We start from the raw sequence: 26,246 nt of genomic DNA, 5'->3' as shown, positions 1-26,246 counted from the left end.
ATTAAATGAGATTTCTCAAACTCACGGCGTTTATAGCCACCGTCCCCTTAGTGGCGTTCGCAGACCCCCTGCCCAGCTGGACCGACTCAGCATCAAAACAGCAGATCATCGACTTTGTTGACGCGGTCAGCGACCCGGCGAATGAACTCTATGTCACTCCCGTCGACCGGATAGCGGTGTTTGACAATGACGGCACGCTCTGGGCCGAACAACCGGTCTATTTTCAGTTCATATTTGCCATGGACCAACTGGCAGAGCTTGCTAAACAAGACCCATCGATCTTATCGACCCCAGCGCTGAAAGCGGCTGCTGAAGGTGATCTGAAAACCATTCTGGAAGGCGGGCACGACGCTCTGATCGAAGTGGTCAACGCATCGCATTCCGGCAGCAGCGTTGAAGTATTTCAGGCGTCGGTGGCCGATTGGCTGGACACTGCACGACATCCCGAGACCGATCTGCCCTACGACCAGATGACCTATCAGCCGATGGTCGAGCTGTTGCGCTATCTGCGGGATGAGGATTTCAAAACTTATATCGTTTCAGGCGGAGGCCTGCATTTCATGCGTGTCTTCGCCGAACAGGCCTATGGCATCCCGCCCGAACAGATTCTGGGCACCTATGGTGAGACCACGTATGACAATGTGGACGGCACGCCTGTAATCAACAAGGCCCCCGGCATCGCCTTCATCGATGATAAAGAAGGCAAACCTATCAATATCGAGCGCACCATCGGCAAGCGCCCCATATTTGCCGGGGGAAACTCGGACGGGGATTTTGCCATGCTTGAATGGACCACCGCAGGCGACGGGCCACGGCTGGGCGTTTTGATCCATCACACTGATGCGGATCGTGAATGGGCCTACGACCGCGAAAGCCCGATTGGACGGCTGGTCGATGGGTTGGACAAAGGCCCGGATATGGGATGGGTCATTGTTGATATGGCCAACGACTGGTCCCGCATCTACACTGGGGCAAACTAAGCAACCCGGATCGCTGCGCCCCGATGTGGACATTACTCGTCTCGTTTTTTCTGTTTTCACTCTATTGCGTAGCGGTCGTCTTTGCAGTTCGCGCTGCGCAGACTGCACGCACACCACAAGGAGCGGTTGGCTGGGTTGTGTTCCTGCTGTCGGCCCCGATGTTTGGCGTGCCGCTGTATCTATTCCTCGGTCACCATCGGTTCAGAGGATACCGGATCGCTCGGCAAGAAAGTGAGCGCGTCGTCGAAGGGATCAAGACCTTTGCCGATTTCTCGAAACCCGACCCTCAGACGATGCGAGTCAATCCTCGCGCGTTTGAAGCGCTGGCCCATTTGCCCGTCTCACGTGGGAATGGAGCCGAGCTGCTGATCGACGGCGAGGCTACGTTTGATGCCATTCTCGACGCCATAGATAAGGCCGAGAATTACGTTCTGATCCAGTTCTACATCGTCCGGGATGATGATCTTGGGCGAAGGGTGCGGGACCGGCTAATCGCCGCGGTCAAGCGTGGCGTACATGTTCGGTTCATGACCGACGCGGTGGGTAGCTATGGCCTGCCGTCCAGCTATTTTGAGACGCTGCGCCAGGCCGGTGTGGATGTTGCAGATCCCCGCGAACAACGCGGGCCCAATTTCCGGTTTCAACTGAACTATCGCAACCACCGAAAAACTGTGATCGTGGATGGCGATGTCGGCTTTATCGGTGGTCACAACATCGGGGTCGAGTATCTGGGACAAAGCCCTCGGTTCGGTCGTTGGCGGGACACACACATCAAGATGACCGGTCACGTGGTCCGTCAATTGCAACTGATCTTCACGGAAGACTGGCACTGGGCGCGCAACGAAGATCTGATCGACCAACTCGATTGGGCTGGAAATGAATCTGATCAGGACATGAATGCGCTGCTGGTGGCAACGGGCCCGGGCGACGAAACAGAAACCGGCGCAATGATGTTCTTTGCGGCCATCACTGAGGCGAAAGAACGGCTTTGGATCGCCTCGCCCTATTTTGTGCCCGACATCGACATCATGACCGCGCTACAGCACGCGGCGTTGCGTGGTGTGGATGTACGAATACTCGTGCCGGATGTCATCGACCATCGTCTGCCCTGGCTGGCCGCTTTTGCCTATTTCGACGAAATCCGAGACTGTGGCGCCCGTGTGTTTCGCTATACCGACGGCTTCATGCATCAAAAAGCGTTTGTTGTAGACGATACCTTGGCCGCCGTTGGCACCACCAATCTGGACAACCGATCTTTCCGTCTGAACTTTGAGGCGATGGCCCTGTTCTTTGATCGTCGCGCAGCAAACGCAGTGGCTGCGATGCTGGAAACCGATTTTGAAGCAAGTTACGAATTGACCCGCAATTTGCCCCAGCAACCGTTCCACATCCGTTTTGGTGCGCCGCTTGCACGGTTGTTTGCACCGATCCTCTAGTTCAGGAACCGTTCTTCAAACACCCGCGTCATGAGAGCCACCAGGAACGCGGTCGACAGCCCAAAGGCCAGTAGGCCCGTGACCGATGCAAACGCTCCGAAGATGCGCAGCCCTTCGCCCAAGACGATGTCGCCGTAACCCAGCGTTGTGAACGTCACCAATGAGAAATAGAGGGCCGAATTCCAATCCGGCAGCACATCACCCCAAACCCAGACAATCGCCCAGATCCAGACCTGAACCGTATGGGTCAGCACGATAAACACCAGCGCCACGCTGATCGGGCCTGCGGTTGCAAGGATAGTGCTGCGTGTCTCCCATTTCGCAACCAGTTTTCGGATGACCAGAACGCACCATGTCAGCAGCATGATTTCGATCAGAAAACAAATACCCAGATAGAAGCTGCCCCAAATGATTTGTTGCGACAATGTCATGTAAACGGCCTTTGTTCTGATCGCTGAAAACTGTGCAAGCATGGGGGTTTCGCGCGTTGCCGACAACCCCATGCGATGCGTAAGGCTGCGGCGAATAGAACCGATCTCGGCTCTGGACACTGGCGCGCCGCGTTGCACATTGTGACGGGACCAGATGAGAGTTTGCATGTTGCTATCAATTGATCACGTTCGAAAAGCCTATCCCGGTGGGCGACCTGTCCTGACCGATGTTTCATTGACGTTGGAACAGGGGCAGACCTTGGCGCTGACCGGAGAAAGTGGCAGTGGCAAAAGCACATTATTGCATCTGGTGGCGGCGCTGGATGGGTTTGATGGCGGAGAGATTACTCTGGAAGGGCGCGCCATGTCGGCCCTGAATGATGCGGAACGCGCCGAATTGCGTCGCGGCACCTTGTCTCTGGTCTTTCAGCAGTTCAACCTGATCCCGTCGCTGACCGTTGCCCAGAACCTCTCGATCCATGCGCGACTTGCGGGTCGGAACGACCCGGATTGGGTTGTCCACCTGACCGAGCGCCTTGGCCTGAGAGAACTGCAAGACCGCTACCCCGAGAACCTTTCGGGCGGACAGCAGCAGCGGGTTGCCATCGGACGCGCCATGGCGATCCGACCACGATTGCTGCTAGCGGATGAGCCGACGGGCAATCTGGACGAAACAGCAAGTGCGGTGGTGCTAGACCTGATGCTTTCATTGGTAGCCGATACCGGCGCTGCGCTCCTGCTGGTCACCCACTCGAATGACATCGCCAGCCGTCTCGACCGGCGTGCCCACCTGACGGGCGGGCATATCGCATGACACGCGCTGCGGTCCTGGCGTTGGTGTCCCATTGGCGGATGCACCCATTGCAATTGATGACGCTTCTGACGGGTATCGCGCTGGCAACTTGTCTGTGGTCGGCCGTGCAAGCCATCAATGCCGAAGCGCGCGCCAGCTATGAACGCGCCAGCGCCCAGCTTGCCATCGGACAATTCGACGAACTGCGCGCCTCCGGTTCCACGATCCCTCTTTCCCGCTACGCCGAGCTCAGGCGCGCAGGCTGGCAAGTGGCGGCCGTCTTAGAAGGCACGCTGCGCATCAAGGGCCGTTCCGTACGTCTGATGGGGGTGGATTTGGTGGCCTACCCTGTCCTGCCCGCGATCACCCAGATCGAGCAAGGCGCGGATGCCCCCGACCCAGCTGATATGCTGACAGCTCCGGGGCGGCTGCTGATGTCACCCGCCCTGGCCCCGCTGTTTCAATCTAGTGACGACTTCCCACCGGTACTTTCCAGCACCGCGCTGCCAGCTGATCTGGTGCTCACCGATATTGGAGTGGCCGAGCGTCTTCTGAACCGTCCCGGTCAGATTTCCCGTCTGGTGATCTTGCCCAATCAGCCCCGTGGGGTCCCATCTCTGTCAGAACTTGCGCCTGAACTTCAACGCATTAGCCCCTCGGCCCAGTTGGATACCGCGCAGCTTACCGACAGCTTTCACCTGAACCTCTCAGCCTTCGGCTTGCTGTCTTTCGCCGTCGGCCTGTTCATCGTTCACGGAACGGTCGGCCTCGCCTTCGCGCAGAGGCGTGGCACTATCCGTACATTAAGGGCGTTGGGCCTTCCCATGCGGGACCTGATCTGGATCGTTCTGGGTGAATTGCTTCTCTTGGCCCTGATCGGTGGCCTGTTCGGGTTAATTCTGGGGTATTTTCTGGCTGGAGCCTTGTTGCCTGATGTCGCCGCCACGTTGCGCGGCCTCTACGGGGCAACAATCGACGGGCAGATGTCATTACGCCCCCAATGGGTCGCCGCAGGTCTTGCGATGGCAACAGGCGGCACGTTGGCGGCCAGTGGCCACGCTCTTTGGCGACTTTCGCGCATGCCCATCCTCGCAGGGCCGGGCTTACAAGCTTGGCGTGGCAATAAAGCCTCGGCCCAGATTACAGGCGCATGTGGCCTAGCCCTGCTAGCAGTGGGCTTTATCGCATATTTCACAATCGGCGGACTTATCGCAGGATTTGCCTTGCTTGCCGGGATGCTGACCGGAGCGGCCTTGTTGCTGCCGCTCGCACTGTCAGGGATATTGACCTTGTGCCTGCGCCGGGCCCGCACGCCTGTTGGTCAATGGGTGCTCGCGGACATGCGGGCGCAATTGCCCGGTCTGTCACTTGCGCTGATGGCCTTGCTGCTGGCGCTCGCCGCGAATATCGGCGTCGGCACAATGGTTTCAAGCTTCCGCCTCACCTTTACTGGCTGGCTCGATCAACGGTTGACCTCCGAACTTTACGTGACCGCAGCCGACAATGCACAAGGCGCAGCCCTTATCGATTGGCTCGACCCAAGGGCGTCAGCTGTCCTACCCATTCGCAGCACCGAATTGCCGCACGAGACCGGGCCGTTGTTTCTGTACGGGATTGTTGATCACGATAGCTATCGCAACAACTGGCCACTGATCGCCAAGGGTCCTGACGTATGGGACAACGTCCTGTATCGCGGCGCCGTTCTGATCAACGAGCAACTCGCACGACGCGCGGATCTGTGGCCCGGAGATACCGTCGCGATCACACCCGAGCACAGCTTGCCGATTGCAGGTGTCTATTCCGATTACGGGAACCCGACAGGTCAGGCCATCGTCGCTATGCCGATGCTAGATCAGATTGCCCCGGATACGGATACACGCCGCTTCGGCATCCGCATCATACCGGATCAGGCCTCGGAGCTGGCACAGGCGTTGCGTGACCAATTTTACCTACCCCCATCGGCAGTTGTGCAGCAGGCCGCTATGAAAGCGCAATCGATGGCTGTTTTTGAGAAAACTTTCGTCGTCACCTCAGCGCTGAATGTGCTGACACTGGGCGTTGCGGGGTTCGCGATACTCACCAGTTTGCTGACATTGTGGACCCAGCGCCTGCCTCAGGTCGCACCGGTCTGGGCGCTGGGCCTTACGCGCGCGCAACTGGCCAAGCTAGAGCTTCTGCGCAGTGTCCTGCTAGCGGTGATGACCGCTTGTCTTGCCCTTCCATTGGGCCTTGTATTGGCATGGGTGCTGCTGGCCGTGATCAACGTGCAGGCCTTCGGATGGCGCTTGCCCATGTATTTGTTCCCAACTGATTGGCTGAGCTTATTCCTGCTGACTCTGGTTGCCGCCGTGCTCGCAGCGGCCCTACCCGCATTACGATTGCTCCGCCTACCACCTGCTGCGCTGTTGAGGGTTTTTGCCAATGAACGTTAAAGCCTTCATTCTGTTCATCCTCCTTCCAATTCCTGGTTGGGCGCAGGGTTATGCCGGGTTGGGCGGCAATGCGGATGGCTTTACGCGTCCTGAACCGGGCTACAGCTTTCAGTTTCCGAAAGATCACGGCGCCCATCCGGATTATCGGATTGAATGGTGGTATCTGACGGCAAACCTCAAAGACGCAGAGGGTCGCGACTATGGCATACAATGGACCTTATTCCGTTCGGCACTGAAACCATCCGAAGCTGACGGCTGGCAAAACCCACAGATCTGGATGGGCCATGCCGCGCTCACAACGCCAGAAACACACTATTTCGCCGAACGACTCTCTCGCGGCGGTGTCGGACAGGCTGGCGTAACGGCCCATCCGTTTGAGGCATGGATCGATGAATGGCACATGCGCGGCGATGATTTGGAAACCCTCAGCCTGACAGCAAACGGATCAGACTTTGGGTATGATCTGACTCTGAAGGCCCAAGGCCCATTGGTGTTTCACGGGGCCGAGGGGTATTCGGTGAAATCCGCCGATGGTCAGGCCAGCTATTACTATTCACAACCCTTCTACTCGGTCGAGGGCACGCTCCACCTGCCCAACGAAGATGTCGAAGTCGCCGGCCAGGGTTGGCTGGATCGCGAATGGTCTTCGCAACCCTTGGCCGAAGATCAAAGCGGCTGGGACTGGTTCTCGCTCAGCTTTGACGACGGTGACAAGCTGATGGCCTTCCGTCTACGCGGGGATCGAGGGGATTTCACGGCCGCTACGTGGATTGAGGCCGATGGGCAAACGACCCCCCTGCCCGATGGCTCAGTTCTGCTAATGCCCCTTGAAACCGCCCGCGTGGCGCATCGTGACGTTCCGATCAAATGGCAGGTATCCTTGCCGGATCGCGGGATCGATGTTGAAGTCGATGCCATAACCCCGAAAGCCTGGATGGGAACCCGGTTCGAATACTGGGAAGGCCCAATCACCATTACAGGTAGCCACACAGGGCGCGGATATCTTGAGATGACGGGGTATTGAAGCCGAACTTCAGCAATATATTCAGAATTGCTGTGGTGCCCAAGGAGAGACTCGAACTCTCACGCCCGTGAGGGCGGGGGATTTTGAATCCCCTGCGTCTACCATTCCGCCACTTGGGCCACGAACACTGGATTAGCGCCCTACCGAGAGAAGGTCCAGAGGCAAAAAACAACCACTGCCCTGAATGTTTCATCGAAGGAGGTTGACGGTCAGTCGGGTGCATGGTTTGGCTTGCCGCAGCGGTTACCAGGATACATATTCTTCATGTTGCGATCCCTTTATGACTGGACCATTCGTCTGGCCGAACATCCTCATGCGCTCTGGGCGCTGGCTGTTGTGGCTTTTGTCGAAAGTTCGTTTTTTCCGATCCCACCCGATGTTTTGATGATTCCCATGATCCTTGCGCGTCCGTCGCGGGCCTGGCTGATCGCGACGGTCGCCTTGGTTGCCTCGGTGCTGGGTGGGATATTGGGTTATGCAATTGGGGCATTCTTTTACGAAAGCCTTGGGCAGCCTGTTCTGGAAGCCATGGGCAAAGCCCACGCAATGGAAGAATTCAATACCCGCTTCAATGATTTCGGCTTCTGGGCCGTGCTGGCGGCTGGTGTGACGCCTTTCCCATATAAGGTCATCACCATCATGTCGGGCTGGACCGGGATGCCGATTGGGACGTTCATAGCCACCTCGATCCTGGCGCGCGCCTTGCGCTTCTTTCTTGTGGCCGGGCTGCTGTGGAAATTTGGGGAACCAATCCGTGACTTCATCGAAAAACGGTTGGGTTTGATGTTTACCCTATTCATAATCCTGCTGTTTGGCGGCTTTCTTGTGGTGAAATACTTATGACGCGCAAAAGACTTCTGGTTCTGGTTGCCGCATCCGGCTCGGCCGCGTTGCTACTTGGGGCTTGGGGCTTTCAATACATCGGTGGGCTCGCGCCGTGCAAAATGTGCATCTGGCAGCGGTATCCCCATGGTGTCGCAGTGATTCTTGGTGCTCTAGCCTTTGCCTTCCCGGGCGTCCGCCCCCTGCCCCTACTAGGCGCTCTGGCCGCGGCCACAACGGCGGGAATAGGGTTTTACCATGCTGGGGTCGAGCAAGGCTGGTGGGAGGGCCCATTGACCTGCACATCTGGTGATATCGGTGGTCTGAGTGCCGAAGAGTTAATGGATCAGATCATGTCTGCCCCGCTCGTGCGTTGCGATGACATCCCGTGGGAGATGTTCGGGATTTCCATGGCGGGCTGGAATGGATTGATTTCGACGGGTCTGGTCCTGATCTGGATCGCAGCCTGGCGCGCGCGCTAGGGTTCATAGCTGATCCAGTTCGGCATCCCAGTAGAGGAAGTCGATCCAACTTTCGTGCAGATGGTTCGGGGGGAACTTCCGACCGATATTGCGCAAAGCCTCAGCATCCGGCTGACGCGGCGGTTTATTCAGTGACATTCTGGCCTGTCGCAGGGATTTTGAGCCCTTGCGCAGATTGCACGGGCTGCACGCTGCAACGACATTCTGCCAACTTGTGACCCCGCCCGCAGCGCGCGGTACAACATGATCAAAGGTCAGGTTTTCACGGCTGCCGCAGTACTGGCATTTGAATTCGTCCCGCAAAAATAAATTAAAGCGCGTGAAGGCCACGCGCTTTCTGGGTTTTACATAGTCTTTCAGGACAACGACCGAGGGTATTCGGATCTCGGTACTGGGACTGCGGACAACCTCGTCATATTCCGCAACAATATCCACCCTGTCCAGCCAGGCAGCTTTGATCGCCTCCTGCCACGGCCATAAAGACAACGGGTAGTAGGAAAGAGGTCTGTAATCGGCGTTCAAAACCAATGCCGGATGATGCTTGAGCGCACCGGTTTCCCTGACAAATTCGGTCCTGAAGTCTCCGTCCATAACAGAATCGCTCCTCGCTCTGTACTGCCCGTTTGTGACATCAGAGCGGGGAACACCCGCCCCGGCCTTAAGTTAACTATATATCGTGTTAAATCTCTGACAAGTGCCGAGTTCACACAACATCTCGGGTATTGGTTAGGCCGAATACGTAACAGATAAGTGACACTTATCCACAGGTTGCGCAGATGTGGTCTGCAAGCTATGGCGGGGCATGTCCTGGTTCATCCGTTTCAACAAACCTTACGATGTATTGCCGCAGTTCACCGACCGCGCCAATTCTGACTCGCCCCGCAGCACGCTGTCGGAATTCATCGACCTGCCCGGTGTCTATCCTGCGGGACGCTTGGACCGGGATAGCGAGGGTTTGATGCTGCTGACTGACAATGGGCGTTTGCAGGCGCAGATATCAGACCCCAAGCACAAGATGCCTAAGACATACTGGGTTCAGGTCGAAGGCATTCCCGACACAGCGGCACTAAAGGCGTTGCGGGAAGGTGTTGAACTTAAGGATGGTTTGACGCGCCTCGCCAAGGCGCGGCTGATTGACGAACCCGAATGGCTGTGGCCACGCACCCCGCCGATCCGGGTTCGCCAAACGGTGCCCGACAGTTGGGTTGAACTGACGATTAAAGAGGGCCGCAACCGTCAGGTTCGCCGGATGACAGCCGCAGTCGGGCACCCAACTCTGCGGCTGATCCGAGCCCGTGTTGGAGATTGGTCTTTGGACGGCCTTGACCCCGGTCAGTGGGAAAGCCTGCCGATGCCAGCTGTTGACGCAGCACCGTCGCGCAAGCGGGACCGCCGCCCGCGCCGGTGACAAAAACTGCGTGATGTGATAGGCTTAGGGCATGAAGGTCACACCGGATATCCCTGCCCCGTCTGCCATCCTGGAAGCCGCGCTGTATGTCGACGATCTAGATGCGGCCGAGGATTTCTATGGTCAGATATTGGGGCTAGAGAAAATCCAGCGCGTCACCGACCGCCATGTGTTCTATCGAATCGGCGGGTCTGTCCTGTTGCTGTTCAATGCCCGCGAAACCGAGAAACCGCCAGGCAACCCCGATCTGCCGGTCCCACCGCATGGGGCGCGCGGTCCCAGCCATGTTTGCCTTGTCCTAACCCGAGATGAAATCACCGTGATGCGCAAGCATCTGTTGGACTGGAACATCCCTGTCGATGCCGAGTTCGACTGGCCCAACGGAGCCCGGTCGCTCTATGTACGAGACCCTGCAGGCAACTCCGTCGAATTCTCGGAAAGAAGGCTGTGGGAGTGATCGATCAGCGAAGCGGCTGCTTTTCACCCCCGATCACACGGTAGATTTCACTAGAGACAACGCCGATTTCACCAAGTGCTGCCTGAAACGCAGCCATATGAGGGGTCGCGAAATGGGCCTCAAGCGCGGCCTGATCCTGCCATTCCTCATAGACCCGAAAGCGGGTCGCCTGACCCAGGATTTGACTGAATTCATAGATCAGGCATCCGGGTTCTTTCAGGGTTTCCGCAACCATCACCTGCGCAGCGGCAATGGCTTTCTCGACCCCTGCATCTGAAACTTCGACCACTCCTGTCACGATCAGCATCATGCTCTCCTTAGATCGCCCCGCAAGTCAGAGGCTCAACTTATCCCGCATGAAAGCCAGCGCAACACTCAAGCCATCCGGAGCAATCCCGTGGCCGGTGCCCTTCATTATATGGGCATAAACCTCTTTGAACCCGGCCGCCTGAAGTGCCTCAGCTGCTTCTGGCAACGATTGCGGCGGTACAACATCATCAGCATCGCCATGCACCAGCAGGATCGGCATGCGACTTACGGTTTCGTCTGGCAGCAAATCAGGTTCCAGCAAACGGCCCGAGAACGCTACGATCCCGGCCACTGGGTCCTCGCGGCGCGGGGCTACATGTAAGCTCATCATCGTGCCCTGGCTGAAACCGAACAGCACTACCTGCTCTGGCAGGACATCCTCATCCACCATCAGCGCATCAAGGAACGCGTTGAAATCCTCAACTGCCATTTCCATACCCCGTCGGGCTTCCTCCTCGGATGAGCCATCAATCCACGGGATCGGGAACCACTGGAAACCGTTGGGCATACCGATGATCTGTTCAGGCGCGTCCGGAGCTACAAACAACGTATCCGGGAGATGCTCGCCCAACGGATCAGCCAGCCCCAAAAGATCGGCCCCGTTTGCACCATAACCATGCACAAACACCACAACCGAGCGTGTGTCGCCTGAAACCGGCTCTTTCCTGAGCGCGTTCAAAACCCGTGTCATCTGATCCCTTCTCTGTCTTTTGCGACCCGGTAATAGGCCCACAGCACCCGCGCCGCAACCGATCGCCACGGCGACCATGCTTCAGCCATCTGGCGTAACTCTTTGTCTTTTGGTCGTTCTGGCAATTCATAGAGGATGCGTGCAGCTTCCTGTAAGGCCAGATCGCCCGGTGCAATCACATCGGCGCGACCCAGCGAAAACATCGCATAAATCTCGGCAGTCCAGACACCGATTCCCGGTACCTCGGTCAGAATTGCGACCACTTCGTCATCTGGCGCATCACGCAACGCTTTGTAATCGATCCGCGCCTCAGCCAAGGCGCGGGCATAGCGAATTTTCTGACGGCTGAGACCCACAGCGCGCAGATCATCATCAGTGGCCCACATAATCTTGCGCGGACCGGTCAGTTTTGCGTCCTGCAGCCTCTTCCAGATTGCGTTTGCCGAGGCCACGCTGACCTGCTGACTGACAATCGCGCTGAGCAACTGGGCGAACCCGTCAGGCTTGCGCCTGAGTGGCAGGGGTCCGGTTTGCTCTATCGCATAAGCCATCCGGGGGCAGGCCTCAGCCAGCCACTCGGCCCCTTCGGTAACGCAGTCCGATGTTTCGATGATGCGTCCGACGGACATGCGCTCTCCAATAAGTGATCCTTGTCCGCACGTTAGGCGGATGTGCCGCATATGCAACCCGCTTGTGCCAAGTCTCAATCGTAGATAACCATTCGCCCATGACAATGATCGCTGCCACCCCTGACGACAGTCAGGCCAAACGCAACGTCGCCGTTTTGGTGGCAGCACAGGCAATCCTGGGTGCACAGATGCCGATGATGTTCATCGTCGGCGGGCTGGCAGGCCAATCGCTGGCCAGCAACGCTTGCCTTGCGACGCTGCCGATTTCACTGATCGTTCTGGGTTCAATGCTGGCGGCCACGCCGATTTCAGCCATCATGCAACGCTGGGGACGCCGTGCCGGGTTTCTTGTGGGATCAACCGCAGGTGCCGCAGGGGGCGTTATCGGGGCTTACGGCCTTTATCTCGGCTCGTTCCCGATCTTCCTGATCGGCAGCTTCCTGACCGGCATATACATGAGCGCACATGGCTTTTATCGCTTTGCAGCAGCAGACACCGCCTCTGATGCATTTCGGCCCAAGGCGATCTCATACGTCATGGCCGGAGGGCTTGCGGCGGCGATCATCGGCCCTCAGATCGTCAAGCTGACCTCGCAGGCGTATGTGGTCCCGTTTTTGGGCACTTATCTGGCGGTGATCGCGATCAACGTAATCGGCTCAGCCCTGTTCTTCTTTCTCGACATCCCTACTCCGCCGAAACCGACCGAAGATGAACCCAAAGGTCGCACACGGCTGGAGTTGCTGAAAACCCCACGCATCGCAGTAGCGATCATCTGCGCAATGGTTTCCTATGCGCTGATGAACCTTGTAATGACGTCTACACCTTTGGCCGTCGTCGGGTGCGGATATACCGAAGGTGATGCCGCGGATATCGTCACCAGCCACGTACTGGCGATGTACATTCCCAGCTTCTTCACCGGCCACCTGATCGCGCGGTTTGGGGTCGAAAAGATCGTAGCTCTCGGTTTGGCAATCCTTGGCGGCGCAGGCATTGTCGCCTTGCAAGGTGTTGATCTAGGTAACTTTTTCGTCGCCCTGATCCTGCTTGGCATCGGATGGAACTTTGGCTTCATTGGCGCCACCAGCATGTTGGCAGACTCGCATGAAGTGCACGAACGCGGGCGAATGCAGGGCCTGAATGACTTGCTGGTGTTTGGCGGCGTGACCTTTGCTTCGCTTGCCTCTGGCGGATTGATGAACTGCTCGGGCGGTTCAGCGGTCGAGGGTTGGACGGCCGTAAACCTCGCCATGATCCCGCTGCTGACCCTTGCAGGTGGCGCGCTGCTGTGGCTGGTTCTGAGGCCTTCGGACCCACAAACCGTCTGACGTTACCAGCGCCCGGTCGCTGCGGTTTTCATCAGGGTAAACCGACGTCGGATTTCACCCTGAGCCAACGCACCTGCGGCCACCCGGTCCGGTCTGGCCAATGCAGTCCGCAACACCCATTCCGTCTGCCACCCCGCATAGAGCGCAGGCCGTGCTTGTGCCGAGACCTCGTTGCGGGCGGACCGCGCCTGCGCCAATCGGTCCAAAGCCTTCTGCGCCAGCGCCCGAACCCCGTCATGGGTTCCGTCCAGCAAAGGAATGCGCCCACGTGCCTCAAGCTCGGGAATTGCGCGCAGCCAATTCGCGATCCCCGCTGCATATCCGAAATCACGCAGAACAGTTTCATCCGCCGAACCCAAAGCCTGCGCCGACACCACCATTAATGTTCCAGCGCTATGGGCAATATAGGCGTCAAAATGCGCCTCATCCTCGAACGGATCACGATAGATATCCCAACGCCTTACGGCCACATATTCATCCAACAGCGCTGCCAGATGCGGATAAATCACGCGCGACAATGGCGTAACAACCTCGTGCCGACGAACAGATGGACCTTCGGCAATCTCTTGCAAGGCATCGCGCCACCATTGCAGCCGCATCTCGGCGATCATGCTCTCTTGCGTCACCCACGGGGCACGGGCCACCTCGACGTTCAGCGCATAAATCGGGAACAAAACTGCCCGTGCCTCAACTGGCGCGGCCATGGCAGCCATAAAGCGATCGGGATCGGCCCGATGAACCAGCGCAGCACAAGCCTTGATGTCGTCGTCGAACTCCACCTTATTCGGCGGCCGCTGACTGCGGGGCGCAATCGCTCACCAGTTTCCACTGAATCGCATCCAGCAGCGCTTCGAACGAGGCATCAATTATGTTCGCACTCACCCCAACCGTAGACCAGCGCCGCCCTTGCCCGTCTTCGCTGTCGATGATCACGCGCGTGACCGCCTCGGTCCCGCCCTGAGTGATGCGCACCTTGAAGTCGACCAGCCGCATATCCGACAGTATCTGCGAATACTGCCCCAAATCCTTGGCCAGAGCTTTGGCGAGCGCGTTCACCGGACCGCGATCGCTACCGCTTTCATCCAGCGACTCACTTACCGACAGCTTCTTCTCGCCATCCACTTTCACAACAACAACCGCTTCGGACAGGCTGACCATCTTGTTGTATTTGTTTTTCCGGCGTTCAACGGTCACCTTATAGCGCTTGACCTCAAAGAACTCGGGTAACTGCCCCAATTCATCCCGCGCCAGCAGCTCAAAACTAGCCTGCGCGGTGTCGTAGGAATACCCCTCGGCCTCGCGCAGTTTTATCCGCTCAAGGATACGTCCCAACGCCGGATCGCCCGCTTCTACGGCCAATCCCGCATCGGTCAGACGTTTGCGCAGGTTCGATTGCCCAGCCTGGTTCGACATCGGAATGATGCGCGCATTTCCAACACTTGCCGGATCGATATGCTCATAGGTTGTCGGGTCCTTGAGGATCGCGCTGGCATGCAGCCCGGCCTTATGCGCAAAAGCCGACGCGCCCACATAGGCGCTCTGCTTGCTGGGCACTCGGTTCAGGATATCATCCAGCATCCGGCTGATGCGCGTCAGCCCGGCCAGCGCCTCGGGCATCACTCCGATCTCATAGCACGAGGCATAGGGTTCTTTCAGCATCAGCGTTGGGATCAAAGCGGTCAGGTTGGCATTGCCACAGCGCTCTCCCAACCCATTCAACGTACCTTGAATCTGCCGCGCCCCCGCATCGACTGCAGCCAGCGAGCACGCCACTGCGTTCTCGGTGTCGTTATGCGTATGAATGCCCAGCCGATCCCCCGGCAGACCGGCCGCAATCACCTCGGATACGATCCGACCGACCTCTGCCGGCAATGCTCCGCCATTGGTGTCACACAGAACCACCCACCGTGCCCCTGCATCGAGCGCAGCGCGGCAGACTTCAACCGCATATTCCGGGTTGTCCTTGTAGCCATCAAAAAAATGCTCGGCATCAAACAGAGCCTCCCGCCCCTGCGCCACGATATGCGCGACCGAGGCGCGAACGTTCTCGGTGTTTTCCTCCAGCGTGATACCAAGTGCGTGGGTCACGTGGTAATCGTGCGATTTCCCGACCAGACAAACGGCTGGTGTTCCCGCGTTCATTACAGCCGCCAGAACGTCATCATTCTCAGCCGACCTGCCCGAGCGTTTGGTCATTCCAAACGCCGTCATACAGGCCGACGTCTCAGGCGCGCTTTCAAAAAACGCACTGTCGGTCGGGTTCGCTCCGGGCCAACCCCCTTCGATGTAATCAATCCCCAGCGAATCCAACGCCTGCGCGATCTGCACCTTCTCGGCTGTCGAGAACTGCACACCCTGAGTTTGCTGCCCGTCGCGCAACGTGGTGTCGTAGAGGTAAAGGCGTTCCTTGGTCATTCGACCTCCTCCAGCTTGGCGGCGTCGAATCCGGCGCCGGGCACCAATTCCACACCATCCTTGCTCATCCGAACCTCAAGCCCGGCGGCGATATATGCCGCCTTTAGACGATCAACCTCAGAGAAATCCTTGCTCTGCATCGCAAACGCGCGCGCAGCGGCCAGCTTTTCTGCATGAAACGACAGATTAGCCGAAGCGGTCTCGGCCCAAGCGCCCATATCGTCCCCCAACAGTCCAACCAGCTGCGCACTTGCCAGCAAAGCCGAAGCATCACCATCTGCAGCCAAACGATGCAGTTCCGCGATGGCACCTGCCGTGTTCAGATCATCCGCAAGCGCATCGATGACCGCAGGTGCCGCGGTGGCGGCGGGCTCGATGCCCGCTGTCAACGCCCGCCACTTGCGCAATGTTGCCTCGGCTTCGCGCGCCTTCTTCTCGGTCCAGTCCATCGGCTTGCGATAATGGGTCTGCAAGAACACAAACCGGATCACTTCACCCGGCACACCCTGCTCAAGCAGATCATGAACGGTGAAGAAATTGCCCAGCGATTTGGACATTTTCTTGCCCTCGACCTGCAGCATCTCATTATGCATCCAGACACGCGCGAATTCACCATGCGGGTGGGCACATTTGCTCTGAGCAATCTCGTTCTCGTGGTGCGGGAACATCAGATCGTTGCCGCCACCGTGAATATCAAAGCTCTCGCCCAGCAATTCATAGCTCATGGCCGAGCATTCGATATGCCACCCCGGACGCCCCCGGCCCCATGGGCTGTCCCAGCCGGGCAACTCATCGGTCGACGGCTTCCACAGCACAAAATCCATCGGGTTCTTCTTGTAAGGCGCGACCTCGACCCGCGCCCCGGCGATCATGTCATCAACCGACCGCCCCGACAGCGCACCGTAGTGTTCCTTCCAGCTGTCCACCGCGAACAACACATGACCCTCGGCGGCATAGGCATGCCCCTTGGCCATCAGGTCTTCGATCATCGCAATCATCTGCGCGATATACTCTGTGGCGCGCGGCATCGCGTTGGGTTCCAACGCCCCCAGCGCGCCCATGTCGTGCAGATACCAGCCGATGGTTTCGTCCGAACGTTCCTGCACCAACTGTTCCAAAGACCCGTCAGCCCCAGCCTTCTTGCGCGACAATGCGGTGGCGTTGATCTTGTCATCCACGTCGGTGAAATTGCGCACATAGGTCACGTGATCAGCACCGTATACATGCCGCAACAAACGATAGAGCACGTCGAACACAACCACAGGCCGTGCGTTCCCAAGATGCGCCCGATCATAGACCGTCGGACCACAGACATACATCCGCACATTACCGGGATCGATCGGCGCGAAATCCTCTTTCGTCCGAGTCCTTGTGTTGTGCAGTTTGATCGTCGTCATCGGGTCGTGCTCCTGAAACAGCATATACGTCACGCGTTGGCGCGGGCTTAGCAACTTGTCTCAGAGATGAAAACGAAAGAAACCGGCCCGCTTGAGAAATCAGCAGGTAATGCAGCAGATAATGATGCAAGTTTTCCGGTTCATGCGCTTTGCCTAGCACGGGATTGATGCTGAGCCAAGCCTTGAGTTTCAACCTCCACAGAGGCAGTCTGCCCACCATGACCCGTGATTACGTCAATTCCGTATGCGCAGACCTGCCCGGTGCCGAACTTTCGGACCCTTGGGGTGGCGGCCACGACGCATGGAAAGTTGGCGGCAAGATGTTCGCCTGCGTCGGTTCGGTCGGGGATGGTGTATCGGTCAAGACACCCGACATTGAGACCGCGCAGATGTTGATCGACGCAGGGATTGGCACCAAGGCCCCGTATTTTCACCGCAGCTGGGTTCGCCTGCCGTGGGAAACCGCCGCCGACGAGATGCAACATCGCCTGATCACCTCATACGATATCGTCCGTGCATCGCTGACCAAGAAGATACAGGCGAGTTTGCCGCCGCGAAGCTGATTGACAAAATTGCTGTGCTTTGCCCCATTCGGCGTCATAGCCGGTCGGGAGAATCCCTTGAAACTATCGCATCGCATTACGCATCTGACCGAGGGTGGATCAGACGGCTGGGAGGTGTTCATCCGCGCGCGTCGGATGATTGCCGAAGGCCATGCCGTTACCGAGTTGACGATCGGCGAGCATGACATTCGGACCGATCAGTCAATATTGTCGGCCATGGAAAGTTCGGCCCGCAGCGGGCACACAGGATACGCGATGGTTCCGGGCACTGATCTGCTGCGTGATACTGTGGCCGCCCGTGTCCAAATGCGAACAGGTGTAGCGACCACTCGCAACAATGTCATCATAACCCCCGGCGGTCAGGCCGCGTTGTTTGCGGCGCACACCGCGCTTTGCGATCCGGGCGATATCGCGCTCTACCTGGATCCGTATTATGCCACCTACCCCGGCACGATCCGTGGCGTTGGAGCGGAAGCCAAACGCATAGAAACACGCGCCGAAGATTTGTTCCAACCTCGTGCTTCCGATATCGATGGCGCGGCAGGCGGGGCGGTGTCGCTGCTGATAAACTCCCCAAACAATCCAACTGGTGTGGTCTATTCCGCCGAAACACTTTCTGCCATCGCCGAGGTTTGTCAGCGCCGCGATCTATGGCTGATTTCCGATGAAGTCTACGATACGCAGGTTTGGGAGGGTGAACACCTGTCACCTCGCGCTCTACCCGGCATGGCTGAGCGCACTCTGGTCGTGGGTTCAATGTCGAAATCTCATGCCATGACTGGCTCGCGGTGTGGGTGGATCGTTGCTCCGGAAGGCGTGATCGACCGCCTGATCAACTTGGCAACACACACAACCTATGGTGTACCCGGCTTTATACAGGATGCGGCCAACTATGCGCTGAGCGTGGGACAACCTCTCGAAGACAAAATCGCCGCGCCGTTTCGCCGCCGCCGCGCTCTGGCGATTGAAGTGCTGGCTGCGCAGCAGGTCGTCACCTTAATACCGGCGCAAGGCGCGATGTATCTGATGCTGGATATCCGGGCTACGGGTCTTAGCGGCGATGTGTTCGCAAATGCGCTGCTGGACACGCATGCCATCGCTGTGATGCCCGGTGAGAGCTTTGGTTCTGCCGCCGCAGGTCACATCCGCGTGGCCATGACAATCGATGACGAGAAATTCGTCACATCGCTACAGACCCTATGCGAATTTGCCGCTCAATTGGCAGAGGGATGACAATCGACCACCGAGTTTCAGAAGCGGAATGTGGTGCGCAAGTTGAACACATTTGCGTCGAGGCTTCGACCAGACTCCGGTATATCATCGAAGTTCTGCCGCAGCGCTTCGCCACTGATTACAAACCGTTCGCCAAGCGGATAGGCAACACCGATCCCGTAAACGGCTGCCGTATCACTGTCACCCGACGTACTGGCCCGCGCGGTTCCCAAGACAACATAGCCAAGGGCTGATCCAAAATCGTAGCCGCCGCGCAACTTCAATCGCGACATACTATCAAGGCTTCCTTCGGATTGTCCCAGATCAAGATTCAGGCGGTTATATTCCAACTCACCGCCAAGCACGAAATTTCCAAAATCATAGTCGTATCCGATCAGCGGGCCAAAACTGCCCCCGCTTCCGCCTGCCCCTCCGGACCCATCAACATCTGCATAACCAAAGCTGAAACCAGCGTACGCGCCTGTCCAGTCTTCTGCCACAACCTGCCCTGCACCTGTTATCAGTGCTGCGGCGAGTGCGGCCAGTAATGACTTCATGCAGACCTCCAAACATCCGTTGCCGGTTTGGGCGCATCCCCGAGGCAGCGATCTGCTGATCAGCCAACCCCAGTATTTACTTAAACCTAAGGTACAAATCCAAATAACTACGTGCAGATTAACAGATTCTTACCGCAATTGGAAAAAAACATTTAGTCACGAGGATTTGCGCCCAGTTCATTTTGACTGATGGCCCAATAAAACTAGTCCAAAGTCGCAAACAGAACAGATTGTCCAAAAGTGCATTGAAACAATGGGCGCATCAGACTGAGGAAGTTGATGCATAACGAAGTTTGGAAAATTCGGCTGGTCAGCCGCACCATTGGTGCGGATCGCGGTCGTGCGGCACGAGGACGGCCAGCACTGGTCTAGGTACACTCACCCACATCGTACTTTTTTGACCGGACACACACATGAACGAACAAACCCGAAACTCATCCCGCAGCGGTGGCCGCGCCGCGCGTCGTGCCGCCCGTGCGTCAGCTCTTCCGGAACATCTTCGCCCGATTCGGCCTGGTATGGAGGGCGGAACCCTGAAGGTTCTGACCCAAGCACAGATCGAACGCATCCACGAGGCCGCTCTGACCGCTCTGGAAACCATCGGCCTTGCTGATGCGCCACAAAGTGGGATCGACTATCTCGTGGCTGCGGGATGCACCTTGGGCGACGATGGCCGCATCCGCTTTCCGCGCGCATTGGTCGAGGACACAATCGCCAAGGCCAACCGCTCGATCACGCTACACAGCCGGGATGGCAAGTCGGATTTGGAGCTATCAGGGACACGCGTCCATTATGGCACCGCAGGCGCAGCGGTCAGCATGGTCGACGTGCATGGGCAGGAATATCGCGACTCGACCCTGCAGGACCTGCATGACGCGACTCGCATCTGTGAACAGCTTGAAAACATTCACTTTGTTCAACGCCCCATGGTGTGCCGAGATATCGCCGACAACCTTGAGATGGATCTGAACACGGTCTACGCCACCACCTCAGGCACGTTCAAACACATCGGTACGTCGTTCACAGAGCCCAGCCATGTGGCCCCCGCCATCGAGATGCTGCACATGATCGCGGGCGGAGAGGACAAGTGGCGCGAGCGGCCCTTCATGTCCAACTCCAACTGCTTCGTTGTGCCCCCGATGAAATTCGCCACCGAAAGCTGCGAGGTGATGGAAGAATGCATCAAGGCCGGAATGCCGGTTTTGTTGCTTTCTGCGGGCATGGCAGGAGCTACCGCACCCTCGACCATTGCCGGAGCGATCACACAAGCCACCGCCGAATGTCTGGCGGGTTTGGTTTATGTAAACGCCGTAAAGCCCGGTGCACCCGCGATTTTTGGCACTTGGCCTTTTGGTCTGGACCTGCGCACCGGTGCTATGTCCATCGGATCGGGTGAACAAGCTCTGCTAACCGCGGGCTGCGCGCAAATGCACCAGTTTTACGATCTGCCCGGTGGTGCCGCAGCTGGTGCATCGGACGCGAAATTGCCCGACATGCAGGCCGGTTGGGAACAAATGTGTTCGAACGTCATGGCTGGGCTATCGGGCCTGAACATGGTGTATGAGGCCGCAGGCATGCATGCCTCATTGCTGGGGTTCTGCCACGAGAGCCTGATCCTGAGCGATGACCTGATCGGACAGGCACAGCGCTGTGTGCGCGGAATTGAGGTGACGGACGAGACACTGGCACTGGACCAGATGGCCGAAGTCTGCATGGGTGGTCCTGGGCATTATCTTGGCACCGATGCGACGCTAGGCCGTATGCAGGCAGATTACGTCTATCCTACCTTTGGTGACCGATCATCTCCGAAGGAATGGGTTGAGCTTGGCAAACCAGATCTGATCGAAAAGGCAGTGAAGCGGAAGGAAGAGATCCTCGCCGTGCCATCCCCGGCCAGATTCGACCCGCTTCTGGACGCGAAAATTCGCAGCAAGTTCAACATTTACTTACCCGCGTAAGACACTGAAAAATAAGCGGCCCGGAGCCTCCGGGCCGCCAGTATTCCTGCTTGATCAACCGTTGGACGGCGGCAGCAGGCCCGCTTGTTCAGCGATGGTGATCTCATCCTGATCCAGCGCACCGTCGCCGTTTGCGTCCATCTGCGCAAAGCCTTCGGCATCAACGTCAGGCACGACGGCCTGAACTTCATCGATCGTCAGTACGCCGTCGCCGTTGGTATCGGCAGCACTTTGGCCAACAGCCAATGTCGGCAGGCCAAGTGCGAAGGTTGAGATAAGGGCCAGAATTTGCGGTTTCATGTTATGCCTCCTGATTGCGTTTTCTTGAGTGTTTGCGTCCGGACAAGCGCCAAAAAAAGGCCATCCTGTAGGCGTGTCACCCGCTCAGATTGATATGGCTGCTTTCAAGCCAATCTTTGCGTGTTTGACTGAGTCGCATTTGCGGACGATTGCCGGACGAAATGGCCAGTCGTGGCTTCGGCAACTCTTGCCCGATCCAAACAGGATGATCCGGCAATGCCCTGCTCAAATCCACGACTCGGGGTTGAAAAAAGAAAGGGGGCCGAAGCCCCCTGTCAGTTTCGCCTTCCAGGCTCATTTCGTTGACCGCCCGGTGTTTTTTTGCCTGCGGCCTGGACTGCGCATGGGACGAGCGCACCCGTCCCGTGAGAGAGTGGGAGGGAGCAAATATTCCGCCCCACCCTGTTCCCGGCCGACACGGGCATGTCGGCCGAGTGAAACAAGGCATCGATGGTAAGTCTCAGCGCCTTGCTTCGTATTCGTCGGGGCCGGTTACTGTGGCAGCATCCGACCCCTGCACCCCGGGTTGCCGGGGCGCTAAACTCAGCTACACCCGCTAGTTGCGCCGCAAGTGTTGCATTTCATGCAGGTGCCGTTGCGCACCAGCGTGTAGTTTCCGCATTCGCCGCATGGATCGCCCTCGTACCCTTGCATCTTGGCTTTGGTACGGGCGTCCATTCCGGTCGCAACCGCCGTCTCAGCGGGTGCTTCGAATGTCGCTGCGGTTTCGGCCATACCGGACACGTCGGCTTGACCACCATTGAAGACCATCAGATCCTGCGGTAGCCGCTTGCGCAGATACCCAGTCGAGCTGATTTGTTTCAGCACTTCCAGAGATTTGGTTGCCGCGCTTTCACTGATTTCCGATACGTTGGACAGACCATCCTCTTCGCCGCGACCCAGATCGTCGAAGGTTGCGCCTTCGGGTTTGACATGCGCCAGATCGGTGCGGTCCAGATAGGACACAGCCAGTTCGCGGAAGATGTAATCAAGGATCGACGTCGCGTTTTTGATCGAGTCGTTGCCCTGCACCATCCCGGCCGGTTCGAACTTGGTGAAGGTGAAAGCGTCGACGAACTCCTCCAGCGGCACGCCGTATTGCAAGCCAACCGACACAGCGATGGCAAAGTTGTTCATCATCGCCCGGAAGCCAGCGCCTTCCTTATGCATGTCGATGAAAATCTCGCCCAGTTTGCCGTCTTCGAACTCGCCAGTCCGCAGATAGACCTTGTGGCCGCCAACGATCGCCTTTTGGGTATAGCCCTTGCGGCGATGCGGCAGTTTCTCGCGGTGGCTGCGGATCATTTCCTTGACCACAACCTTCTCGATCACCTTCTCGGCCAGAACGACGGCTTTTTCTTGCGTCGAACCGCTTTCTAGTACTTCGGCTGCCTCATCGTCATCTTCGACCAGCGCCGCCGCCAGAGGCTGCGACAGTTTCGAGCCGTCGCGGTACAGCGCGTTCGCCTTCACACCCAGCGACCAGCTGAGTTCGTATGCCTTCTGGCAGTCCTCGATGGTCGCGTCATTGGGCATGTTGATCGTCTTCGAGATCGCGCCCGAGATAAAGCTTTGCGCTGCAGCCATCATGGTAATGTGGCTATCAACCCCAAGGAAACGCTTGCCTTTCTTGCCGCACGGGTTGGCGCAGTCGAAGATCGAATAGTGCTCTTCCTTCAGATGCGGCGCACCTTCCAGCGTCATGGTTCCGCAAACATGGTCGTTTGCCGCGTCGATATCCGCCTTGGTAAAGCCCAGATGGCGCAGCAGATCGAAGGTCGGGTCATTCAGCTTGGTCGCCGGGATGCCCAGAACACCGGTGCAGAAGTCCTCGCCCAGCGTCCACTGGTTGAAGACGAACCGGATGTCGAACGCGCTTTCCAGTGCGGCATCTACTTTTGCCAACTCGTTCGGGCCAAAACCATGACCAGTCAGTGAGGTGTGATTGATCCCCGGCGCATTGCCGATGGTGCCGTGACCAACCGCATAACCCACAATCTCTTCGATCTGAGCCGAGGAATAGCCCAGTTTCTCAAGCGCCGAAGGCACCGAGCGGTTGATGATCTTGAAGTAACCGCCTCCCGCAAGCTTCTTGAACTTAACCAGCGCAAAATCCGGTTCGATCCCGGTCGTGTCGCAATCCATCACCAGACCGATGGTGCCGGTTGGTGCGATAACTGTGGCCTGCGCGTTGCGATAACCGTTCTTTTCGCCGAGGCTCAGCGCTTCATCCCAAGCTGACATGGCCAGATCGATCAGACGTTTGTCCGGGCAATTGTCGTGATCCAGAGGCACCGGCTTAACAGCCAGTTTTTCATAACCATCGGTCACTCCTTGCGACGCACGACGGTGGTTGCGGATGACGCGCAACATGTGGTCTGCGTTGCGCTCATATCCTTTGAACGGGCCAAGCTCGCCTGCAATCTCTGCCGAGGTCGCATAAGCCACACCGGTCATGATCGCGGTCAGCGCGCCACAGATCGAACGACCCTCATCCGAGTCATAGCTATAGCCCATGTTCATCAGCAGACCGCCAATGTTGGCATAACCCAGACCCAGCGTACGGAAATCGTAAGAGAGTTTCGCAATTTCCTTAGACGGGAACTGCGCCATGGTCACCGAGATTTCCAGCGTCAGCGTCCAAAGCCGCGAGGCGTGCATATAGTCCGCCGCCTGGAACTCACCGTCCTTGAAAAAGGTCAGCAAGTTCATCGACGCCAGGTTACAGGCAGTGTCATCGAGGAACATGTATTCCGAACACGGGTTCGAACCGCGGATTTCACCGTCTTCGGGGCAAGTGTGCCATTCGTTGACAGTATCATGGAACTGGATGCCAGGATCGGCACAGGCCCATGCGGCGTGGCCGACCTTTTCCCACAAATCACGAGCTTTGACTGTACGAGCAACCTTGCCGTCGGTGCGGTTGATCAGTTCCCAATCCGCGTCTTTTTCAACTGCGGTCAGGAACGCATTGGTCACCCGGATCGAGTTGTTCGAGTTTTGGCCCGAGACCGAGCTATAAGCCTCTGAATCCCAGTCCGTATCGTAGGTCGGGAATTCAATGCTATCGTGGCCCTGCTTGGCGTAGTCCAGAACGCGCTTGATGTAAGTTTCTGGGATCGCGACCTTTTTCGCTTCGCGAACCGCATTTTTCAGGGCGTCGTTTGCGTTTGGATCATAGGCATCATCGGCAGAGCCGTCCCAAGACCGGATGGCCTCGAAAATACCGTTCAGCATCTTCTCGTGCATCTTCGATCCGGCAACGATCGAGGCCACCTTCTGCTCTTCGATCACTTTCCATTCGATGAATTGCTCGATGTCCGGGTGATCTGCATCGACGATTACCATCTTTGCTGCTCGACGGGTTGTACCGCCTGATTTGATCGCGCCAGCGGCGCGGTCGCCGATCTTGAGAAATCCCATGAGGCCCGAAGACTTGCCGCCACCCGAAAGCGCTTCACCCTCTGCACGCAGATGGCTGAAGTTGGTTCCGGTGCCCGAGCCATACTTAAACAGGCGCGCCTCACGCACCCACAAGTCCATGATGCCGCCTTCGTTGACCAGATCATCGTCGACCGACTGGATGAAGCACGCATGCGGTTGCGGATGCTCATAAGCGGATTTCGATTTGGTTAGCTTGCCGGTTTTGTAGTCAACATAGTGGTGCCCCTGCGCCGGGCCATCGATCCCATATGCCCAGTGCAGACCGGTGTTGAACCACTGCGGCGAGTTCGGAGCTGCGCGCTGGGTCGCCAGCATATGGCGCATCTCGTCAAAATAGGCGCTCGCGTCCTCTTCAGTCGAGAAATAGCCGCCCTTCCAGCCCCAATAAGCCCACGCGCCGGCCAGACGATCAAAAACCTGTTTCGATGAGGTTTCGCCATCAAATTCAGCATCTTCCGCAGGAACCGATCGCCACAGGAATTCGGGAACGTCCTTTTCCTTAACCTTCTTCAGCTTGGAAGGAACACCGGCCTTGCGGAAGTACTTCTGTGCGATGACATCGCTGGCCACCTGGCTCCATTTTGCAGGCACTTCGATCTCGTCCAGACGGAACACGATTGTGCCATCCGGATTGCGAATCTCGGATGTTGCGGACACAAAATCCAGATCGGCATATGCATCCTGTCCCGGTTTGGTGAATTTTCTTTCAATCTTCATGTCCGCTGCCCCAGCTTCGATCTGTCCAAATTTCAAGTCCCGGCACTAAATCTTGATGCTGCGGGGTGCCGCCCGCACTACCGACGAATTTGAGACGCAAGGGACCGGACGCTGCCTAGAACAGCGCAGAACCGCGAATACGGTCTACGTCATAGTGGTTTGCTTTCCGTCCCTCGCCCGATGCCTTTTCCGGTCATTGCCTACCAGATTTAGTGGCTCGTCTTTCGGCCCATACAATCTGACGTATATTCCCATAGTTGGTCAACGGGCTTTTTCGGTCATTTTTGGAATCTTTTAGCTTGACCTGTTTTGCTGAACCGGCGGAATTTCGCCGCATCGCGATTCCTCCACAGACATGTCCCGCACGACCAGCCCATTCCGCCTTGATGTGTCAGAGTGATTTCTCGTGTTTTCCGCCACAGTTAGAGGTCATTGATCAACCGATCCCGCGTTAAGGACATGTT

General features: G+C 57.5%; 24 protein-coding genes and 1 tRNA gene. 13 read left to right on the top strand and 12 right to left on the bottom strand.

The genetic code is table 11. The features are described from left to right. The first annotated feature begins 5 nt into the window (after nucleotides 1-5). Together ACR0AU_RS02750 and cls are read left to right on the top strand one after the other, a co-directional pair. A complete protein-coding gene (locus ACR0AU_RS02750; RefSeq protein WP_170732262.1) occupies nucleotides 6-980 on the top strand; it encodes an HAD family hydrolase in 975 nt (324 codons plus the stop codon). Nucleotides 981-1,003: 23 nt separating this feature from the next. Next, nucleotides 1,004-2,416: a cardiolipin synthase gene (gene cls / locus ACR0AU_RS02745; protein ID WP_170662620.1), complete on the top strand. Its 1,413-nt coding sequence runs from the start codon at nucleotides 1,004-1,006 to the stop codon at nucleotides 2,414-2,416. Here the strand turns inward: cls and ACR0AU_RS02740 are convergent. Then, nucleotides 2,413-3,015, bottom strand: a complete 603-nt coding sequence (locus ACR0AU_RS02740; RefSeq protein ID WP_370644421.1) for a potassium channel family protein — start codon at nucleotides 3,013-3,015, stop codon at nucleotides 2,413-2,415. The genes cls and ACR0AU_RS02740 overlap by 4 nt on opposite strands. Between ACR0AU_RS02740 and ACR0AU_RS02735 the strand changes: the two genes are divergently transcribed. Genes ACR0AU_RS02735 through ACR0AU_RS02725 form a run of 3 tightly spaced genes read left to right on the top strand, consistent with a single transcriptional unit; the run spans nucleotide 3,014 to nucleotide 7,096 of the window. Then, nucleotides 3,014-3,661, top strand: coding sequence for an ABC transporter ATP-binding protein (locus ACR0AU_RS02735; RefSeq protein WP_170776191.1), 648 nt, complete (start codon nucleotides 3,014-3,016; stop codon nucleotides 3,659-3,661). The two genes, ACR0AU_RS02740 and ACR0AU_RS02735, sit on opposite strands and share 2 nt — an antisense overlap. Continuing rightward, the gene (locus ACR0AU_RS02730; protein WP_480795240.1) at nucleotides 3,658-6,072 is read left to right on the top strand and encodes an FtsX-like permease family protein; all 2,415 of its coding nucleotides are present in this window, start codon (nucleotides 3,658-3,660) and stop codon (nucleotides 6,070-6,072) included. The genes ACR0AU_RS02735 and ACR0AU_RS02730 overlap by 4 nt, the downstream gene beginning before the upstream one ends. Continuing rightward, complete coding sequence (locus ACR0AU_RS02725; protein ID WP_480795239.1) at nucleotides 6,062-7,096, top strand: lipocalin-like domain-containing protein; 1,035 nt, start codon at nucleotides 6,062-6,064, stop codon at nucleotides 7,094-7,096. The genes ACR0AU_RS02730 and ACR0AU_RS02725 overlap by 11 nt, the downstream gene beginning before the upstream one ends. A gap of 33 nt (nucleotides 7,097-7,129) precedes the next feature. On the opposite strand, the gene ACR0AU_RS02720 is transcribed toward ACR0AU_RS02725, so the two are convergent. Next, nucleotides 7,130-7,215 (bottom strand) — tRNA-Leu (locus ACR0AU_RS02720). 145 nt (nucleotides 7,216-7,360) lie between these two features. Between ACR0AU_RS02720 and ACR0AU_RS02715 the strand changes: the two genes are divergently transcribed. Beyond that, nucleotides 7,361-7,939 (top strand): YqaA family protein, encoded by a 579-nt coding sequence (locus ACR0AU_RS02715; protein ID WP_170393003.1) that lies wholly within the window; start codon nucleotides 7,361-7,363, stop codon nucleotides 7,937-7,939. Then, nucleotides 7,936-8,400 carry a disulfide bond formation protein B gene (locus tag ACR0AU_RS02710; RefSeq protein WP_170732268.1) on the top strand — a complete coding sequence of 155 codons (465 nt, stop codon included), beginning with the start codon at nucleotides 7,936-7,938 and terminating at the stop codon, nucleotides 8,398-8,400. Before ACR0AU_RS02715 ends, ACR0AU_RS02710 begins: the two co-directional genes overlap by 4 nt. A 3-nt stretch (nucleotides 8,401-8,403) precedes the next feature. Here the strand turns inward: ACR0AU_RS02710 and ACR0AU_RS02705 are convergent, their stop codons facing one another. Further along, nucleotides 8,404-8,991 carry an HNH endonuclease gene (locus ACR0AU_RS02705; RefSeq protein WP_170405905.1) on the bottom strand — a complete coding sequence of 196 codons (588 nt, stop codon included), beginning with the start codon at nucleotides 8,989-8,991 and terminating at the stop codon, nucleotides 8,404-8,406. A 211-nt stretch (nucleotides 8,992-9,202) separates the two neighbouring features. Between ACR0AU_RS02705 and ACR0AU_RS02700 the strand changes: the two genes are divergently transcribed. Both ACR0AU_RS02700 and ACR0AU_RS02695 read left to right on the top strand, forming a co-directional pair. Beyond that, nucleotides 9,203-9,808 carry an rRNA large subunit pseudouridine synthase E gene (locus ACR0AU_RS02700; RefSeq protein ID WP_480795238.1) on the top strand — a complete coding sequence of 202 codons (606 nt, stop codon included), beginning with the start codon at nucleotides 9,203-9,205 and terminating at the stop codon, nucleotides 9,806-9,808. Between the two features lie 31 nt (nucleotides 9,809-9,839). Continuing rightward, a complete protein-coding gene (locus tag ACR0AU_RS02695) occupies nucleotides 9,840-10,265 on the top strand; it encodes a VOC family protein (RefSeq protein ID WP_480795237.1) in 426 nt (141 codons plus the stop codon). Between the two features lie 4 nt (nucleotides 10,266-10,269). Here the strand turns inward: ACR0AU_RS02695 and ACR0AU_RS02690 are convergent, their stop codons facing one another. The 3 genes from ACR0AU_RS02690 to ACR0AU_RS02680 are packed head-to-tail and all read right to left on the bottom strand — an operon-like array spanning nucleotide 10,270 to nucleotide 11,894. Further along, the gene (locus ACR0AU_RS02690) at nucleotides 10,270-10,572 is read right to left on the bottom strand and encodes a putative quinol monooxygenase (protein WP_170732274.1); all 303 of its coding nucleotides are present in this window, start codon (nucleotides 10,570-10,572) and stop codon (nucleotides 10,270-10,272) included. 27 nt (nucleotides 10,573-10,599) lie between these two features. Beyond that, the gene (locus ACR0AU_RS02685; RefSeq protein WP_170392997.1) at nucleotides 10,600-11,265 is read right to left on the bottom strand and encodes an alpha/beta fold hydrolase; all 666 of its coding nucleotides are present in this window, start codon (nucleotides 11,263-11,265) and stop codon (nucleotides 10,600-10,602) included. Further along, on the bottom strand, nucleotides 11,262-11,894 hold the full coding sequence (locus ACR0AU_RS02680) for a DNA-3-methyladenine glycosylase family protein (protein WP_480569806.1): 633 nt from the start codon (nucleotides 11,892-11,894) through the stop codon (nucleotides 11,262-11,264). The genes ACR0AU_RS02685 and ACR0AU_RS02680 overlap by 4 nt, the downstream gene beginning before the upstream one ends. A 98-nt stretch (nucleotides 11,895-11,992) precedes the next feature. On the opposite strand from ACR0AU_RS02680, the gene ACR0AU_RS02675 reads away from it, so the two are divergent. Further along, nucleotides 11,993-13,219 carry an MFS transporter gene (locus ACR0AU_RS02675; protein WP_223118012.1) on the top strand — a complete coding sequence of 409 codons (1,227 nt, stop codon included), beginning with the start codon at nucleotides 11,993-11,995 and terminating at the stop codon, nucleotides 13,217-13,219. A gap of 2 nt (nucleotides 13,220-13,221) precedes the next feature. On the opposite strand, the gene ACR0AU_RS02670 is transcribed toward ACR0AU_RS02675, so the two are convergent. From ACR0AU_RS02670 to cysS, 3 genes are read right to left on the bottom strand one after another with little or no spacing between them, the layout of a single operon-like run. Next, nucleotides 13,222-13,998, bottom strand: coding sequence for a phytoene/squalene synthase family protein (locus ACR0AU_RS02670; protein ID WP_480771462.1), 777 nt, complete (start codon nucleotides 13,996-13,998; stop codon nucleotides 13,222-13,224). 1 nt (nucleotide 13,999) lies between these two features. After that, nucleotides 14,000-15,634 (bottom strand): citramalate synthase, encoded by a 1,635-nt coding sequence (gene cimA / locus ACR0AU_RS02665; RefSeq protein WP_170595539.1) that lies wholly within the window; start codon nucleotides 15,632-15,634, stop codon nucleotides 14,000-14,002. Continuing rightward, nucleotides 15,631-17,031, bottom strand: a complete 1,401-nt coding sequence (cysS, locus tag ACR0AU_RS02660; protein WP_480795236.1) for a cysteine--tRNA ligase — start codon at nucleotides 17,029-17,031, stop codon at nucleotides 15,631-15,633. Before cysS ends, cimA begins: the two co-directional genes overlap by 4 nt. Before the next feature lie 218 nt (nucleotides 17,032-17,249). Here cysS and ACR0AU_RS02655 point away from each other — a divergent pair, with 218 nt between their 5' ends. Continuing rightward, nucleotides 17,250-17,594, top strand: a complete 345-nt coding sequence (locus tag ACR0AU_RS02655; RefSeq protein ID WP_170662636.1) for an MmcQ/YjbR family DNA-binding protein — start codon at nucleotides 17,250-17,252, stop codon at nucleotides 17,592-17,594. Between the two features lie 57 nt (nucleotides 17,595-17,651). Continuing rightward, nucleotides 17,652-18,827 (top strand): pyridoxal phosphate-dependent aminotransferase, encoded by a 1,176-nt coding sequence (locus ACR0AU_RS02650; protein ID WP_480795235.1) that lies wholly within the window; start codon nucleotides 17,652-17,654, stop codon nucleotides 18,825-18,827. A 17-nt stretch (nucleotides 18,828-18,844) separates the two neighbouring features. On the opposite strand, the gene ACR0AU_RS02645 is transcribed toward ACR0AU_RS02650, so the two are convergent. Then, nucleotides 18,845-19,363, bottom strand: coding sequence for an outer membrane beta-barrel protein (locus ACR0AU_RS02645; protein ID WP_170510161.1), 519 nt, complete (start codon nucleotides 19,361-19,363; stop codon nucleotides 18,845-18,847). Between the two features lie 413 nt (nucleotides 19,364-19,776). Between ACR0AU_RS02645 and ACR0AU_RS02640 the strand changes: the two genes are divergently transcribed. After that, entirely contained in the window at nucleotides 19,777-21,321 is a 1,545-nt protein-coding gene (locus ACR0AU_RS02640; protein WP_480795234.1) for a trimethylamine methyltransferase family protein, read from the top strand. 54 nt (nucleotides 21,322-21,375) lie between these two features. On the opposite strand, the gene ACR0AU_RS02635 is transcribed toward ACR0AU_RS02640, so the two are convergent. Beyond that, nucleotides 21,376-21,621, bottom strand: coding sequence for an EF-hand domain-containing protein (locus ACR0AU_RS02635; RefSeq protein WP_170405941.1), 246 nt, complete (start codon nucleotides 21,619-21,621; stop codon nucleotides 21,376-21,378). A gap of 543 nt (nucleotides 21,622-22,164) precedes the next feature. Beyond that, a complete protein-coding gene (locus ACR0AU_RS02630) occupies nucleotides 22,165-25,782 on the bottom strand; it encodes a vitamin B12-dependent ribonucleotide reductase (protein WP_480795233.1) in 3,618 nt (1,205 codons plus the stop codon). Between the last annotated feature and the right edge of the window lie 464 nt (nucleotides 25,783-26,246).

It is taken from the genome of Ruegeria sp. CG1, assembly GCF_056537265.1.
The sequence above is the reverse complement of the archived record's forward strand: the minus strand, read 5'-3'. Positions and strand labels throughout refer to the sequence as shown.

Bases quoted from the DNA above. Each gene is read 5' to 3' on its own strand.
- ACR0AU_RS02645 (WP_170510161.1), bottom strand. From the start codon at position 19,363: ATGAAGTCATTACTGGCCGCACTCGCCGCAGCACTGATAACAGGTGCA.
- ACR0AU_RS02675 (WP_223118012.1), top strand. From the start codon at position 11,993: ATGACAATGATCGCTGCCACCCCTGACGACAGTCAGGCCAAACGCAAC.
- ACR0AU_RS02725 (WP_480795239.1), top strand. From the start codon at position 6,062: ATGAACGTTAAAGCCTTCATTCTGTTCATCCTCCTTCCAATTCCTGGT.
- ACR0AU_RS02750 (WP_170732262.1), top strand. From the start codon at position 6: ATGAGATTTCTCAAACTCACGGCGTTTATAGCCACCGTCCCCTTAGTG.
- ACR0AU_RS02680 (WP_480569806.1), bottom strand. From the start codon at position 11,894: ATGTCCGTCGGACGCATCATCGAAACATCGGACTGCGTTACCGAAGGG.
- ACR0AU_RS02730 (WP_480795240.1), top strand. From the start codon at position 3,658: ATGACACGCGCTGCGGTCCTGGCGTTGGTGTCCCATTGGCGGATGCAC.
- ACR0AU_RS02690 (WP_170732274.1), bottom strand. From the start codon at position 10,572: ATGCTGATCGTGACAGGAGTGGTCGAAGTTTCAGATGCAGGGGTCGAG.
- ACR0AU_RS02630 (WP_480795233.1), bottom strand. From the start codon at position 25,782: ATGAAGATTGAAAGAAAATTCACCAAACCGGGACAGGATGCATATGCC.
- ACR0AU_RS02735 (WP_170776191.1), top strand. From the start codon at position 3,014: ATGTTGCTATCAATTGATCACGTTCGAAAAGCCTATCCCGGTGGGCGA.
- ACR0AU_RS02710 (WP_170732268.1), top strand. From the start codon at position 7,936: ATGACGCGCAAAAGACTTCTGGTTCTGGTTGCCGCATCCGGCTCGGCC.
- ACR0AU_RS02700 (WP_480795238.1), top strand. From the start codon at position 9,203: ATGTCCTGGTTCATCCGTTTCAACAAACCTTACGATGTATTGCCGCAG.
- ACR0AU_RS02740 (WP_370644421.1), bottom strand. From the start codon at position 3,015: ATGCAAACTCTCATCTGGTCCCGTCACAATGTGCAACGCGGCGCGCCA.
- ACR0AU_RS02635 (WP_170405941.1), bottom strand. From the start codon at position 21,621: ATGAAACCGCAAATTCTGGCCCTTATCTCAACCTTCGCACTTGGCCTG.
- ACR0AU_RS02695 (WP_480795237.1), top strand. From the start codon at position 9,840: ATGAAGGTCACACCGGATATCCCTGCCCCGTCTGCCATCCTGGAAGCC.
- ACR0AU_RS02640 (WP_480795234.1), top strand. From the start codon at position 19,777: ATGAACGAACAAACCCGAAACTCATCCCGCAGCGGTGGCCGCGCCGCG.
- cysS (WP_480795236.1), bottom strand. From the start codon at position 17,031: ATGACGACGATCAAACTGCACAACACAAGGACTCGGACGAAAGAGGAT.
- cls (WP_170662620.1), top strand. From the start codon at position 1,004: ATGTGGACATTACTCGTCTCGTTTTTTCTGTTTTCACTCTATTGCGTA.
- ACR0AU_RS02685 (WP_170392997.1), bottom strand. From the start codon at position 11,265: ATGACACGGGTTTTGAACGCGCTCAGGAAAGAGCCGGTTTCAGGCGAC.
- ACR0AU_RS02655 (WP_170662636.1), top strand. From the start codon at position 17,250: ATGACCCGTGATTACGTCAATTCCGTATGCGCAGACCTGCCCGGTGCC.
- cimA (WP_170595539.1), bottom strand. From the start codon at position 15,634: ATGACCAAGGAACGCCTTTACCTCTACGACACCACGTTGCGCGACGGG.
- ACR0AU_RS02705 (WP_170405905.1), bottom strand. From the start codon at position 8,991: ATGGACGGAGACTTCAGGACCGAATTTGTCAGGGAAACCGGTGCGCTC.
- ACR0AU_RS02715 (WP_170393003.1), top strand. From the start codon at position 7,361: ATGTTGCGATCCCTTTATGACTGGACCATTCGTCTGGCCGAACATCCT.